Here is a 13,028-nt window from a genome sequence, read left to right as displayed (position 1 = left end):
GGCGGACATGACAGAGGAAGCGTTCGTCCGTCCTGCCAACTCCGCGCCGCAGTCCCTGGTCCGCCTGCTCCAGGACTTCACCCTCGAGGCCAACCGCTACGTGGATACCGCGGGCGGCCGGAACGACATGCACCGGACGGACCTCAACGCCCTGGCCGTCATCATGCGCCACACGGCCAAGGGCACGGTGGTCACGCCCGGCATCCTGCGCAAGGAACTCCACCTCAGCTCCCCGGCCACCACCGCCCTGATCGACCGGCTGGACCAGTCCGGGCATGTGGTCCGCGAGCGGCTTGGCTCGGACCGCCGGCAGGTCCAGCTCCGCATGACGCCCAAGGCGTTCCAGGACGGCGGCGCCATGTTCATGCCGCTGTCGCGACACATGGGCACGGCCATGGCCGCGTTCTCCCCCGATGAACTGGAGCTCGTGACCCGTTTTATGACCGCAATGGTGGAGGCCACCATCGCAGCCCGACAGGAAGCGTCCGACGGCGGCCCCGCCTCGCCTGCACCGCCAGCCTAGGCTGGAACGCGCGACGGCGGTTCCTCCCATTCGAGGCACCTCGGCGGTAGCGTTTGGTTATGAGTGCGCAGCAGCCCGGAGACGATGTGTACACCCACGGCCACCACGAGTCGGTGGTCCGCGCCCATGCCTCCCGGACCGCGGAGAATTCGGCGGCCTTCGTTCTCCCGCACCTCACGCCCGGAACCTCCGTGCTCGACGTCGGCTGCGGGCCCGGGAGCATCACCTGCGATTTCGCGGGGCTCGTGGCGCCGGGGAAGGTCACCGGCCTGGACCGGTCGCCGGACATCATCGCCCAGGCCTCGGCGCTCGCCGCCGAACGCGGTGTGGATAATGCTCAGTTCCTGGCCGGGAACATCTACGACCTCGATTTCGAGGACGAAACCTTCGACGTCGTCCACGCCCACCAGGTGCTGCAGCACCTCACCGACCCGGTGGAGGCGCTCCGCGAGATGCGGCGGGTGGCCAAGCCGGGCGGGATTGTGGCAGTGCGGGACGCCGACTTCCACGGCATGAGCTGGTACCCCGCCTTCCCGGAACTGGACGAGTGGATGGAGCTCTACCAGCGGATAGCCCGACGCAACGGGGCAGAGCCCGACGCCGGACGCCGGCTGGTTTCGTGGGCGCAGTCCGCCGGTTTCACCGACGTCGCCCCCACCAGCAGCAACTGGCTCTACGCCACGGGACAGCAGCGCCGCTGGCAGGCCCGCGTATGGGGAGAGCGCGTGCTGCATTCCGCCTTCGCCGAGCAGGCTTTGGAGTACGGCTTCGCCAATGCCGCGGACCTCGCGCGGATCTCCGCGGGCTGGCACCGCTGGGGATCCACGGACGACGGCTGGTTCCTGATCCCGAACGGTGAGGTCATCGCGCGGGCCTGAGCTGACCGGCTACTGTTCCCGCTGCTTGATCTGTCCGAACTTTTTCCACATAGAGAGTTTCGGCCGCTGCGCCCAACGCGGAGCGCGAATAGCGTCGGGCCATGAACTATTACGGCGAGAACGAATATTGGGCTGAGCCTTACACGGCAGAGGTTGACCAACTAGACTTGGTCAACATGGGGCAGTACAACGTCCAGGAAGCGAAAACCCGGCTCTCCGAACTCCTGAACCTCGTTGAACGCGGCGAGGACGTGGTCATCGCGAAGGCTGGCCGGCCAGTAGCCCGACTGGTGAAAATCGAGCCGCCTCACAAACGCGAGTTGGGATTCCTTGGCCCCCTCCATATCCCTGACGAGTTCTACGATCCTTGGACTGACGAGGAGATGGGGACCGTGGAGTGACACGCCTGCTGCTGGACACCCATGTCTTCATCTGGGCAATCTCCGAACCAAAACGCCTCTCCACCAAGGCCAGGAATGCGATCGTCAAGCTGGAAAACCAGGTCTACGTATCACCCGTCACGGCCTACGAGCTCTCGTACAAACACCGCCAAGGCAAGATCCCTTCAGGTGCAGCCATAGTGACCAGCTTCGCGCGGCAGGTGGCCCACCTGCTCGCGGCAGAACTCCCCGTCTCCGCCCCGCATGCGCTGGCCGCCGGACAGCTCGACTGGGACCACAGGGACCCCTTCGATCGGATCCTCGCGGCCCAGGCCATGGTGGAAGGGCTCACCCTGGTGACGGCCGATGAGGATCTCCAGGCGTTTGAACCCGTGACCACCCTGTGGTGAAACGGCACTAAACTTGGCAGGTGCAATTCTCCCTTTGGCTCGCCCTCGCGGGTGCCGGCGTCCTGGTCAGCTTCACACCGGGAGCCGGTGCGATCAACACCATGAGCAACTCCCTGACGTCGGGGTTCCGCCGCTCCATCTGGGGGATCCTGGGCCAGCAGGCAGCCCTGGTCATCCACGTGATGATCGTGGCCCTCGGGGTGGGCGTCCTGGTGGCAAGCTCCCCGGTCGCGTTCAACGTGATCCGCTACGCCGGCGCGGCCTACCTGGTGTACCTGGGCATCCGCCAGTTCCTGGCCAAGCCGCAACCCGACCAGGAAACAGCCGAGGCCCTTCGGAACGAGCCCGCCTGGTCCATGTTCCGGCGCGGCCTCTGGGTGAACCTGCTCAACCCCAAGGCCATCGTCTTTTTCCTCGCTTTTATGCCGCAGTTCATCCGGCCCGAACAGCCACTGCTGTCGCAGTATGTTGTGCTGACGGCGACGGTGGTCGCGATCGACATCCTGGTCATGTGGTTCTTTTTCGCCACTGCAGCCAAGTCGTTCCAGCGGTTCACGCACAACGCCCGCGGGCAGCAGATCCTCAACCGGATTTTCGGTGTCCTGTTCGTGGCGGTCGGCATTCTCCTCGCCCTGATCCACTGACACAGGACCGCTCCAACGGCCCAAGATGAACAGCTGCAACCGGAATGTGACGGGTTCTGCAATTCTCTTTACGAATTCGTGAAACATCCCGAAAACCGGCTAGCCAAGAGCGTCGGTATAAAGCATGCTTAGCACCATGAACTCATCGTCGAGCCCATACCGGATCATTGCCGTCTGCACCGGAAACATCTGCCGGTCACCCATGGCCGAGCTGATGCTCGCCGCGGCACTTGAAGCGGAAGGGCTCGACGCCGCCGTGACGGTGGACTCCGCCGGGACCACGGGCTACGAGGCCGGGCGTCCCATCGACCCGCGCGCGGCCCGCCGGCTGACGGCCACGAAACTCGCCTCCGACCGGCACATCGCCCGCGAATGGCAGGCTGACTGGTTCCGTGAGCGGGACCTGATCCTGGCCCTGGACGTCGACCACTACGCGTGGCTGCGCGAATGCGCTCCGGACCAGGAAGCCATGGACAAGGTCCGCATGTTGCGCAGCTTCGACCCGGCAGTGGCACGCAAGGACCTGCTGGACCAGGGCATCGAGGACCCCTGGTACGGCGGCCAGTCTGACTTCGATGCAGTCTGGCACCAGATCCGTTCTGCCCTGCCGGGGATCATTGAGCACGTCCGGTCCGTCGTCGGGAACCAGGGCTGGAACCGGCAGCACGAGCATCAGCAGGTACGCTCTATTTCATGAGCCCCGCACCTGTGATCATCGCCATCGACGGGCGATCCGGCGCAGGGAAAACCACTCTTGCCATCGAACTTGCCGCCCGGCTGCGGAACCACCACAAGGTGGCGCTGTTCCACCTTGAGGACATCTACCCCGGCTGGAACGGCCTCGCCGCCGGCATCGAGCGGTACATCTCCACCGTCCTGACGCCCCTGAGCCACGGCGAACGTGCCACCTGGACCAGCTGGGACTGGGAAAAACACTACGACGGCGACACCCGGGTCACGCTGCCCGCCGAGATCGTGATCATCGAGGGAGTGGGCGCGGCAGCCGCCGGGGCCCGGCCCCTGCTCAGCGCCGTGATCTGGGCCGACTCGCCGGACGACGTCCGGCGGACGCGGGCGCTGGACCGTGACGGCGGAACCTATGAGCCGTTCTGGGACCAGTGGGCCGCCCAGGAGGACGCGTGGCTGGACGGCGATGACGTCCCGGGCATGGCGGACATCCGCGTTCTGAACCAGGCGGACGGCGAGGCCCCCGCCGATGTCCTGCAGCTTCTGACCTACCTGCCTTCGCTGGCACCGGCCCTGGTCCCTGAGCTGTCCGCCCGCCGTGGCCTCCGGCTCCGTGCGGAACGGCTGGACTGCCGTCCGGACGCATCCGCACTCTTCGCCGGGCTGTACGGCGGCTCGGCCAACGCCGTCTGGCTGGACTCCTCCAATGCCTCCCCGACCCCGCCGGTTGGGCAGTCCCCCGCCGCCGAGCGCAGCCGCTTCAGCATCCTGGCGGACGACGGCGGCGTGTTCGGCCAGACGGTCACCCACCGGTCAGGCGAAAGCCAGATCGCCGCCGGCTGCGCCACCGCCCGGGTGCCGGGTCCTTTCTTCCGCTGGCTGGACACCGTCTGGGGACGCCGGGCGGTCCGCACCCCGGAAGCTTATCCCTGCGACTTCGCCCTTGGCTGGCTGGGATGCCTGGGCTACGAGCTCAAGCGCGAAACCGGCGGCTCGGATGTCGCCGCAGCAACCCCGGATGCCGCCCTGATCTTCGCTGGCCGGGCCGTGGTCCTGGACCACGCCGAGGGCACCGCCTGGCTGCTCGCCCTGGAGGCACCGGACACCGACGGGTGGCTGGAAACGGCACGGAGCACCGTGCTGGCCGCAACTGCGGAAGCAACGCCGGCAGCAGCCCAGCAGTTTGGCGGGACGATCGCGCAGGCCGGCGGCAGCACCGCCGTCGTACGTCCGCCGCTGTTCAGCAGCCGGGACAACGAGCCGGACTACAAGCACAAGATCGTGGCCGCCCAGCACGAAATCGGCGACGGAAACTCCTACGAGGTCTGCCTCACCACCATGCTTTCGGCGCGCGTGCCCGCGGCTGAGGCGGCGCCGTGGAGCACGTACCTGGCCCTGCGCCGGAGGAATCCGGCGCCGTTCGCCAGCTACCTGCGGTTCGGCGACCTGGCGGTGGCCAGCACGTCGCCGGAACGCTTCCTCAAGATCGCGTCCGACGGCGGCATGCGCGCCGAACCGATCAAGGGCACCCGCCGCCGGGCCTCGGATCCTGCCCTCGACGCCCAGCTCCGCCGCGACCTGGAAACCTCGCTCAAGGACCGGGCGGAGAACATCATGATCGTGGACCTGCTGCGCAATGACCTCAGCCACTTCGCGGAACCCGGATCCGTCACGGTCAGCAGGCTATGTGCGATCGAAAGCTACGCCACAGTGCACCAGATGGTCAGCACCATCGACGCCAGGCTGCTGCCCGGCTCGCCGCGGGCCGAGGCCGTGGCGGCGTGCTTCCCTGCAGGATCCATGACCGGCGCCCCCAAGATCAGCACCATGGCCATCCTGGACCGGCTGGAGCAGGGACCGCGCGGCCTCTACTCCGGGGCGATCGGCTACTTCTCGCTCAACGGCGCCACGGACCTGGCCGTGGCTATCCGGACCCTGGTGATCGACACCGGCGCGGGCGAGGGGAACGGCGAGGGGCCCATGGCGGAACTGACGCTCGGCATCGGCGGCGCCATCACCTCGGACTCCGTTCCGGACGAGGAATACGACGAAATCCGGGTCAAGGCCTTCGGCGTGCTGTCCACGCTGGGCGCGGAGTTCCCCGATGGCTAGGGCCTACTGGACCGTCGCGGTCAGTCTGGCGACGTTGTCGATGTAGCGGGCAGCGAGGGGCCTGTTCAGCCAGTCCTCGAGCTTGAGCTCGTGGGAAATGTCCCGGTACGTGTTCTCAACCGCACGCATGTCATTGACAATGTCCGCGCCCAGGAGCATGACGGACACCTCCATATTCAGCGAGAAGGAGCGCATGTCCATGTTGCTTGAGCCCAGGACGGCCACTTCGTCGTCAATGGTGAAGTGCTTGGCATGGAGCACAAACGGGGCCCGGTAGAGGTAGATCTTCACCCCGGCCTCCAGCAGCGCCTCGTAGTAGGACTGCTGTGCGTGGTGCACCAGGAACTGGTCCCCCTTCTCGGAGACAAACAGTTCCACGTCCACGCCGCGCTGGGCGGCCGTGGTGATGGCATAAAGCAGCGAATCGTCCGGCACAAAGTAGGGGCTGCAGATGGAGATGCGGTGCTGGGCGGAGTAGATCAGGGTGGTGAAGAGCCGCAGGTTGTTTTCCGTGATGAACCCTGGGCCGCTCGGAACCACCTGGGCGGTGACCGTTCCAGGGGACGGATTGGCAGGCAGCTGCAGCTGGTGTTCCAGGGACTCATCGGTCTCGCTGAGCCAGTCCGTGGCGAAAACAACGTTGAGCGTGGTGACGATGGGACCGTGCAGGCAGGCCATCAGCTCCACCCATTCGCGGCCGGCTTTGCGGTGCTTGGGGTTGTTATAGGAGGGTTCGATCAGGTTCTGCGATCCGGTGAAGGCGATTTCGCCGTCGATCACCATGATCTTGCGGTGGTTGCGCAGGTCCGGCCGGCGCCACTGGCCGTGGATGGGAAGCAGCGGCAGCATTCGTTTCCATTGGAGCTTGCCGGAGCGCAGCCGTTTGAGGAAGTCGCGGTAGCCCTTGATCCGCAGCGTGCCGATGTGGTCGAACAGCACCCTGACCTCCACGCCCCGCTCGGCCGCCTCCTCCAGCGCGGTGAGCAGGTCATCGGTGATGTGGTCCGCACTCATGATGTAGAACTCGGCGTTGATGAACGTTTTCGCTTTGCGTACGGCCTGGGTCATGGCAAGGATCGAGTCCGGATAGCCGGGGATGAGTTCCACCGAATTGCCGTCCACCATGGGGAGCGAGCCCAGCCTGCGGTTCAGCTCACCGGCGGACCTCACCCACTCCGGTCCCGGGTATTCACTTTCGACGTCGGCGAGCGCCGAAATGCCGGAACGCACCCTGGAGTTCACGATCTCCTGCTGCTGGCGGCGGCGGCTGGAAAGCTTGAAGTTGCCAAAGAGCAGGAACAGGACCAGGCCCACGAACGGGACAAAGAAGATGACCAGCAGCCAGGCCATGGCGGTGGTGGGGCGCCGGTTGCCGGGGATGATGCCGAGCGCTGCCACCCGGATCACGAGGTCGGCGGCGGCCAGCAGCAGGGTCACCCAGCCCGGAACCGTGCCTGCGAGCGAAAACGGCCACAACACTTAGAAACCCCCGGACTGTGAGCACCCTCCGGACGGTTTCCGGCCTGGGCGTTGACCACAGCTTAGCCGCGGACCGCCGGACTAAGCTGGAGCCATGACTTCTCCTGCTTCCGTGGTGCTCGTTTTCCTGGATCCCGCATTCCCGGCCGGCCGCCTCGCTGATGCCTCGCAGCCCCAGCTGATGGTCACCGACCAGGGGGCCACCCGTGGTGACGGCGTGTTCGAGACCATGCTGGCAGTGGGCGGAAATGTACGGAAGCTCCAGGCGCACCTGGACCGGCTGGAGGGTTCCGCGGAGGCGCTGGACCTGGTGATTCCGAACCAGGACCAGTGGAGGGCAGCCATCGGGACGGGCGTGGCGGACCACCGGACGCAGCATCCGGCGCCGGCCCCCGGGGAGGACGAGCTGGTGGTCAAGCTCGTGGTCACCCGCGGGGTGGAGGGCGCCGCTTCCCCCACCTGCTGGGTCCAGGTCTCTCCCGTCGGCGCAGCTGCCCGCCGCCAGCGCGAGACCGGCATCGACGTGATCCTCCTGGACCGTGGCTACGACAGTGACGTGGCCGAGCGCGCCCCGTGGCTGCTGATGGGCGCCAAGACCCTGTCCTACGCTGTCAACATGGCCGCGCTGCGGCACGCTCACAAACAGGGCGCCGACGACGTCATCTTCACGTCCTCCGACGGCCGGGTCCTGGAAGGGCCAACGTCCACCGTGCTGCTGGCGCACCTGGAAACGTCCGACGGCGGCGACGCCGCAGGCAGCCGCACCGTCAAGCGGCTCATCACGCCGCAGCTGGACAGCGGCATCCTCCCGGGGACGTCCCAGGGGGCGCTCTTCACCGCTGCCAAGGCAGCGGGCTGGGAGCTCGGCTACGGGCCCCTGGAGCCGCAGGACCTCCTGGACGCCGACGCCGTCTGGCTCATTTCCAGCATCCGGCTGCTCGCGCCCGTGAACCACATCGACGGCAAGGAAATCGGCACGCCTGCCATCCAGAAGCAGCTGACCGCCGAACTGAACGAGCTGTTCGCCGGGATCAAGTAGGCCTGCTTTCCGGGCTACTGCGTTCCGCGGCGCGCTTTCCGGGGCGCCTTGCTGTCCCGAGGGAGGCCCTGTCAGTACCTGTACCAGCAGACCCTTCCGCGCAGATACAGTAGGGGGTTTGCTGGATAAGCAGCGATACCGCTCCCACATCTTCCACCCAACCAACTGATCCCCTACCCAACTTACGGAGAACCATGCTTACCGCCAATGCCTACGCCGCCCCGTCCGCAACGGGTGACCTCATCCCCACCACCATCGAACGCCGCGACGTCGGCGCGCATGACGTCCTGATCGAGATCAAGTTCGCCGGCATCTGCCATTCGGACATCCACACCGTCCGCGGCGACTGGGGACCCCAGCAGTACCCGCTCGCCCCCGGCCACGAAATCGCCGGCATCGTCACCGAGGTCGGTTCGGCCGTCACCAGGCACGCCGTCGGCGACCGCGTGGGCGTCGGCTGCATGGTCAACTCCTGCCGCGAATGCGTCAACTGCAAAAAGGGCGAGGAGCAGTACTGCCTCAACGGCATGACCGGCACGTACGGCGCCGTGGACCGCGACGGCACCATCACCCAGGGCGGATACTCCACCCACGTGGTGGTGACCGAAGACTTCGTGGTCACCATCCCCGAAGGCATCGAACTCGACGTCGCCGCTCCCCTGCTGTGCGCGGGCATCACCACATACTCCCCGCTGCGGCACTGGGGTGCGGGTCCCGGGAAGAAGGTCGCCGTCGTCGGACTTGGCGGCCTGGGCCACATGGCCGTCAAGCTCGCCCACGCCATGGGGGCCGAGGTCACCGTGCTCTCACAGTCCCTGAAAAAGCAGGAGGACGGGCTGAAGCTGGGCGCGGACCACTTCTACGCCACCAGCGACGAGACCACGTTCCCGGACCTGGCCGGCTCCTTCGACCTGATCATCAACACGGTCAGCGCAGCGATTGACATCAGCGCGTACCTGCAGCTGCTGACCCTCGACGGCGCGCTGGTGAACGTGGGTGCGCCTGCCGAACCGCTCCCTGTCAACGTGTTCTCGCTGATCATGGGGCGCCGGTCCTTCGCGGGCTCCGCGATCGGCGGAATCCGCGAGACCCAGGAAATGCTCGACTTCTGCGCCGAGCACAACCTGGGCGCCGAGATCGAGGTCATCCCGGCAAGCAAGATCAACGACGCCTACGAGCGTGTCCTGGCGTCCGACGTGCGCTACCGGTTCGTCATCGACGCCTCCACGCTGTAACCAGGAGCGTGACCGGGGAACCTGCGGAGGTTACGCGGGTTCCCCGGCCCGGTAGTCGAAGCGCTCCAGGACGGCGCTGCCATTCAGCGCGGACAGTCCAATGACGCGGCCGGTGAACCCTCCGGCCACTTCGGTGGACAGATAGCGGCCATCCAGCGTGGCCAGGACGGTCAGCTGCCCATCCTGTTGGAAGCCCAGCGAGACCTCGTCCGGGCCGCAATTCTTCCCGGGCAGCCCGGCGTCGGGTGCTGCACTGCTGACGATCACAAGCTGCACCTGGCCCCCAGCCGGCGCCCCGCCGTCGACGTGCCCGCAGGCGGCCGAACCCAGCTCCTGCTGCAGCGGCCCGATCCGCGCAACGGCGCGGACGGTGCGCCCGTCCGTTTCCACCGCGTACCAGTGCGAGGCATCGATCCGCAGCTCCAACCTGGCCGCGGCGCCGTCCCGGGGACGGACCGACGCACATCCGGTCCACGCCTCGTCCCTGACGCGCGTGGCCAACAGTGGCGCAACGTCCCCATTGCCGCTTCCGCTGATCAGCAGGCCTTCCGCATCCGGTGAAGTGAACGACGCCGGGTCCTCCCCGGGCGCGATCCAGCGCAGGTGCAGCTTCGCCGAGCGGAAGTCGTCGGTGAACGCAGTGTCCCCGCGGGGCACCTGGTAGTGGTCCTCCTCGAACGCCGGCCAGCCCTGGTCCCACCGGATACCCGCCAGGAAAGTCTCCCTGCCCAGCACGTGGTAGCCGGGGACGGAGCCGCGGGGGCGCACGCCCAGGTAGACCGCGGCCCATTCTCCCGACGCAGTCTGCACCAAATCAGCGTGGCCGGTGTTCTGGGCTACGGCAGCGGTGCTCCGGTGGCTGAAAATGGGGTTCTGCGGGTGCGGCTCAAAAGGCCCCTCCGGCGTCACGCTCCGGCTCACCGACACCGCGTGGCCGCGCTCGGTACCGCCTTCCGCCAGCAGCAGGTACCACCACTCCCCGACGCGGTACAGGTGCGGCCCCTCGGGGAAGGCGAGCCCGGTCCCCTGCCACACCTTCCGGGGCGGTTCGAGCAGCGTGCCGGCCTGCGGGTCCAGCCGGGCCTGGACAATGCCGGACCCGTTGTCGGCGGGACCGAAACCCATCCAGGTCAGGTAGCAGTTTCCGTCGGCGTCCCAGGCAAGGTCCGGGTCGATGCCGAGTGTTCCGGGAATCTGCACGGGGTCGCTCCACGGTCCGGCCGGATTGTCTGCCGTCAATAGCAGGTGGCCGCCGCCGAACTCGCTCATGTTGGTGGTCACGAACCAGAAGGCGCCGTTGTGGTACCGGAGCGTGGAGCCGAAGATACCGCCGGAGGGCCGCCTGTCGCCGGCTGCGAACTGGGAGCGCCGGGTCAGGATGTTTCCCACCTGCTCCCACGTGACCAGGTCGCGGCTGTGGAACACCGGAGCCCCGGGAAAGTACTCAAAGCTGGAGGTGGCCAGGTAGTAGTCGTCACCGGCGCGGCAGATGGTCGGGTCCGGAAAGAATCCGGGGATGACGGGTGCGATGGAGCCGGGGAAGGACGCGGGAAAGCCGGAACCGGGAGGCCCGGCCATGCGGTTTTCGCCAACTACGTCATTTGTCATGCGGTGTCCGCCCTGGATCGGGGCCTGTGGTGAGCCAGCAGGCCGGGAGATACCACCGTAGGGACCACCGCATCTCCTGGGGAACCGGGCTTTTCATTGACTGGAAGGCGTGGCCATGGTGCCAGGCGTTCGGTCCACTGCCCTGTTGGCACGGCGTGCAGAGCCGTAAGGTGTGGTTCATGACCTCCACTGAAGTGCCTGACGACAAACTGACGTTCGACGAGTGCTGGGACCTGCTGGCTGACGAAACGCTGGGGCGGATCGCCGTCATCGTTGACGACCATCCGGAGATCTTCCCCGTGAATTTTGTGCTGGACCGACGGAGCCTTGTGTTCCGCACTTCGGGAGTCACCAAGCTGTGGGCGGCCCTGACGGAGAAACCGGCAGCGCTGGAAACTGACGGCTATGATCCGCACACCGAAACAGCCTGGAGCGTGGTGGTCCGCGGCGACATTGACGTGATCGAGGACCCGGACGAAAAAGCCGCTGTGGACGCCCTCAACCTGGAGCCGTGGCACCCGGGCGCCAAAAACCACTACGTCCGGCTCACCCCGAAGGCCCTGACCGGGCGCCGTTTCAAAGTCAACAAGCCGGACGTTTGGAACACAAGGCTGTCCGACCGCCGTCGCGCTTCCTTCGAGTAGCACGGCCGCGCGTCACAGCTTGGTCGGTCCCGCCAGGCTTCGGCGGTACCGCAAAGCTTCGGCGGTACCGCAAGCTCAGGGTGTTGCGGCGACCGCCCGGTTCAGGTGCGCCTCCAGCCCGGACAGCAGGATGGTGATTCCCTGGTCGAGTTCCGCCTCGCCGTCGTAATCAGCCAATACCGGCGCCAGCGCCCGGAGCCGGGGGAAGTCCTTGGCAGGCAGCCGGTGCAGCCCAAGCCGCAGCAGGGCTTCGTTTTCCTCCGGGTCCACGATGAACTCCTGGAGCTCGTTGAGGATGTGACCGTACAGGAAGCCGTAGTAGGCCCGGTACACGTGCAGGGCATCCGTGGGGGCGAAGCCGGCGTCAATGAGCAACGCCAGGATCTGTTCCAGGGGCCGCACTGTACCCAGCGGCCGCATGCCCAGTGGTGTGGACAACGGCCTGGTCACCAGCAAGGGAATAACGTTGGGGTGGCGGAGCGCCAGGAGCCGCAGGTCGTGGGCGATGCGGCGGAGCTGCGCCTTCCAGTCGGGATCTGCCGGGAAAATGGCCAGCTCGTTGAGGACCATTTCCGACACCCCGTCCAGCAGTGCGGCACGGTTCTCGGCGTAGCGGTAGAGGCTCATCGGGTCACGTTCCAGCACCTGCCCCAGCCGGCGCATGGTGAGCGCGTCGAGGCCTTCGTCATCCACGAGTTCCAGTGCTGCGGACAGCACCAGCTCCCTGCTGAGCCGTGGTTTTTGGCTGGCCATTTCTTATCTCCGAATTCTTCGGGCGGACGCGGCATTCCGTCCTATGTGGTCGGGCCCCCGCCTGGTGACGGAAAATCAAGACGCTTGCCTTATCCGTAGTCTACGCGTAAAGTCTACATCGTAGAGCAAATGTTTGACACGGGTTTCAGACAAGGGACCGTGTTGCCGGCCAGACAAGCCAGCCAAGCAACCCTCTCAGCCCTGCCCGGACGCTCATCCAGGCACGAAAAACCCCTGAACGCCCGAGTGCACGGCGTTGAGGCCTGCGCTGCTGTAGCCGAACGGCGGCACCGAATGCACCCAGCGAAAGAGAAGCCAACCATGGCACATTCGCAGTTCGACACATTCCTCCACGAAGCCACCACCTGCGACCGCGATTCCGATTTCGCGCTCGCCCGCGATCCCCTGTACGGCCTTTACACGAGCTGGTGCTTCATCAACCAGCGGGCGCCCCGCGCCGAGACCACCTTTTGGGCTGCCATGGCCCGCCGGCTCGACCCCGACCACAATGGCCTGCGCATGAAGGGCCCGGCAGCAACCGACTACATCCTGACCAGCTACCCCGGCCTGGTCTAAGCCGGATGGAGAAACCAGCCTGCACCTATCTGCCCCGCGACTCGCTGCAGCCGCGGGGAG

General features: G+C 66.5%; 14 protein-coding genes. 11 read left to right on the top strand and 3 right to left on the bottom strand.

Annotated elements, in window-relative coordinates; all coding sequences use genetic code 11:
- The first annotated feature begins 7 nt into the window (after window positions 1-7).
- From J2X42_RS10665 to J2X42_RS10635, 7 genes are all read left to right on the top strand, one after another.
- Window positions 8-523 (top strand): MarR family transcriptional regulator, encoded by a 516-nt coding sequence (locus J2X42_RS10665; protein WP_310164913.1) that lies wholly within the window; start codon window positions 8-10, stop codon window positions 521-523.
- Between the two features lie 59 nt (window positions 524-582).
- Complete coding sequence (locus tag J2X42_RS10660) at window positions 583-1,401, top strand: methyltransferase domain-containing protein (RefSeq protein WP_310164911.1); 819 nt, start codon at window positions 583-585, stop codon at window positions 1,399-1,401.
- A gap of 101 nt (window positions 1,402-1,502) precedes the next feature.
- Complete coding sequence (locus J2X42_RS10655) at window positions 1,503-1,802, top strand: type II toxin-antitoxin system prevent-host-death family antitoxin (protein ID WP_310164909.1); 300 nt, start codon at window positions 1,503-1,505, stop codon at window positions 1,800-1,802.
- Entirely contained in the window at window positions 1,799-2,191 is a 393-nt protein-coding gene (locus tag J2X42_RS10650; RefSeq protein ID WP_310164907.1) for a type II toxin-antitoxin system VapC family toxin, read from the top strand. Before J2X42_RS10655 ends, J2X42_RS10650 begins: the two co-directional genes overlap by 4 nt.
- A 20-nt stretch (window positions 2,192-2,211) precedes the next feature.
- Window positions 2,212-2,835 carry a LysE family transporter gene (locus J2X42_RS10645; protein WP_310164906.1) on the top strand — a complete coding sequence of 208 codons (624 nt, stop codon included), beginning with the start codon at window positions 2,212-2,214 and terminating at the stop codon, window positions 2,833-2,835.
- A 136-nt stretch (window positions 2,836-2,971) separates the two neighbouring features.
- Window positions 2,972-3,532: a low molecular weight protein-tyrosine-phosphatase gene (locus J2X42_RS10640; RefSeq protein ID WP_310164904.1), complete on the top strand. Its 561-nt coding sequence runs from the start codon at window positions 2,972-2,974 to the stop codon at window positions 3,530-3,532.
- The gene (locus tag J2X42_RS10635; RefSeq protein ID WP_310164901.1) at window positions 3,529-5,634 is read left to right on the top strand and encodes a chorismate-binding protein; all 2,106 of its coding nucleotides are present in this window, start codon (window positions 3,529-3,531) and stop codon (window positions 5,632-5,634) included. Before J2X42_RS10640 ends, J2X42_RS10635 begins: the two co-directional genes overlap by 4 nt.
- A gap of 3 nt (window positions 5,635-5,637) precedes the next feature.
- On the opposite strand, the gene cls is transcribed toward J2X42_RS10635, so the two are convergent.
- A complete protein-coding gene (gene cls / locus J2X42_RS10630) occupies window positions 5,638-7,113 on the bottom strand; it encodes a cardiolipin synthase (RefSeq protein ID WP_396134062.1) in 1,476 nt (491 codons plus the stop codon).
- Window positions 7,114-7,207: 94 nt separating this feature from the next.
- Between cls and J2X42_RS10625 the strand changes: the two genes are divergently transcribed.
- Together J2X42_RS10625 and J2X42_RS10620 are read left to right on the top strand one after the other, a co-directional pair.
- Window positions 7,208-8,152, top strand: a complete 945-nt coding sequence (locus tag J2X42_RS10625) for an aminodeoxychorismate lyase (protein ID WP_310164899.1) — start codon at window positions 7,208-7,210, stop codon at window positions 8,150-8,152.
- Between the two features lie 194 nt (window positions 8,153-8,346).
- A complete protein-coding gene (locus J2X42_RS10620; RefSeq protein ID WP_310164897.1) occupies window positions 8,347-9,387 on the top strand; it encodes an NAD(P)-dependent alcohol dehydrogenase in 1,041 nt (346 codons plus the stop codon).
- 30 nt (window positions 9,388-9,417) lie between these two features.
- Here the strand turns inward: J2X42_RS10620 and J2X42_RS10615 are convergent, their stop codons facing one another.
- Window positions 9,418-10,995 carry a family 43 glycosylhydrolase gene (locus J2X42_RS10615; protein WP_310164896.1) on the bottom strand — a complete coding sequence of 526 codons (1,578 nt, stop codon included), beginning with the start codon at window positions 10,993-10,995 and terminating at the stop codon, window positions 9,418-9,420.
- 179 nt (window positions 10,996-11,174) lie between these two features.
- Between J2X42_RS10615 and J2X42_RS10610 the strand changes: the two genes are divergently transcribed.
- Window positions 11,175-11,639, top strand: coding sequence for a pyridoxamine 5'-phosphate oxidase family protein (locus tag J2X42_RS10610; RefSeq protein WP_310164894.1), 465 nt, complete (start codon window positions 11,175-11,177; stop codon window positions 11,637-11,639).
- 75 nt (window positions 11,640-11,714) lie between these two features.
- On the opposite strand, the gene J2X42_RS10605 is transcribed toward J2X42_RS10610, so the two are convergent.
- Window positions 11,715-12,392, bottom strand: a complete 678-nt coding sequence (locus tag J2X42_RS10605; RefSeq protein WP_310164893.1) for a TetR/AcrR family transcriptional regulator C-terminal domain-containing protein — start codon at window positions 12,390-12,392, stop codon at window positions 11,715-11,717.
- 321 nt (window positions 12,393-12,713) lie between these two features.
- Between J2X42_RS10605 and J2X42_RS10600 the strand changes: the two genes are divergently transcribed.
- Window positions 12,714-12,968, top strand: a complete 255-nt coding sequence (locus J2X42_RS10600) for a hypothetical protein (RefSeq protein WP_131134577.1) — start codon at window positions 12,714-12,716, stop codon at window positions 12,966-12,968.
- The last annotated feature ends 60 nt before the right edge of the window (window positions 12,969-13,028 follow it).

The organism is Arthrobacter sp. BE255, from assembly GCF_031457335.1.
In the GTDB taxonomy this organism is placed as follows: domain Bacteria; phylum Actinomycetota; class Actinomycetes; order Actinomycetales; family Micrococcaceae; genus Arthrobacter.
This window is presented reverse-complemented; position numbering and strand designations above follow the sequence as displayed.

Coding starts and splice junctions, on each gene's coding strand:
- J2X42_RS10665 (WP_310164913.1), top strand. CDS start 8: ATGACAGAGGAAGCGTTCGTCCGTCCTGCCAACTCCGCGCCGCAGTCC.
- J2X42_RS10660 (WP_310164911.1), top strand. CDS start 583: ATGAGTGCGCAGCAGCCCGGAGACGATGTGTACACCCACGGCCACCAC.
- J2X42_RS10655 (WP_310164909.1), top strand. CDS start 1,503: ATGAACTATTACGGCGAGAACGAATATTGGGCTGAGCCTTACACGGCA.
- J2X42_RS10640 (WP_310164904.1), top strand. CDS start 2,972: ATGAACTCATCGTCGAGCCCATACCGGATCATTGCCGTCTGCACCGGA.
- J2X42_RS10635 (WP_310164901.1), top strand. CDS start 3,529: ATGAGCCCCGCACCTGTGATCATCGCCATCGACGGGCGATCCGGCGCA.
- J2X42_RS10625 (WP_310164899.1), top strand. CDS start 7,208: ATGACTTCTCCTGCTTCCGTGGTGCTCGTTTTCCTGGATCCCGCATTC.
- J2X42_RS10620 (WP_310164897.1), top strand. CDS start 8,347: ATGCTTACCGCCAATGCCTACGCCGCCCCGTCCGCAACGGGTGACCTC.
- J2X42_RS10615 (WP_310164896.1), bottom strand. CDS start 10,995: ATGACAAATGACGTAGTTGGCGAAAACCGCATGGCCGGGCCTCCCGGT.
- J2X42_RS10610 (WP_310164894.1), top strand. CDS start 11,175: ATGACCTCCACTGAAGTGCCTGACGACAAACTGACGTTCGACGAGTGC.
- J2X42_RS10605 (WP_310164893.1), bottom strand. CDS start 12,392: ATGGCCAGCCAAAAACCACGGCTCAGCAGGGAGCTGGTGCTGTCCGCA.
- J2X42_RS10600 (WP_131134577.1), top strand. CDS start 12,714: ATGGCACATTCGCAGTTCGACACATTCCTCCACGAAGCCACCACCTGC.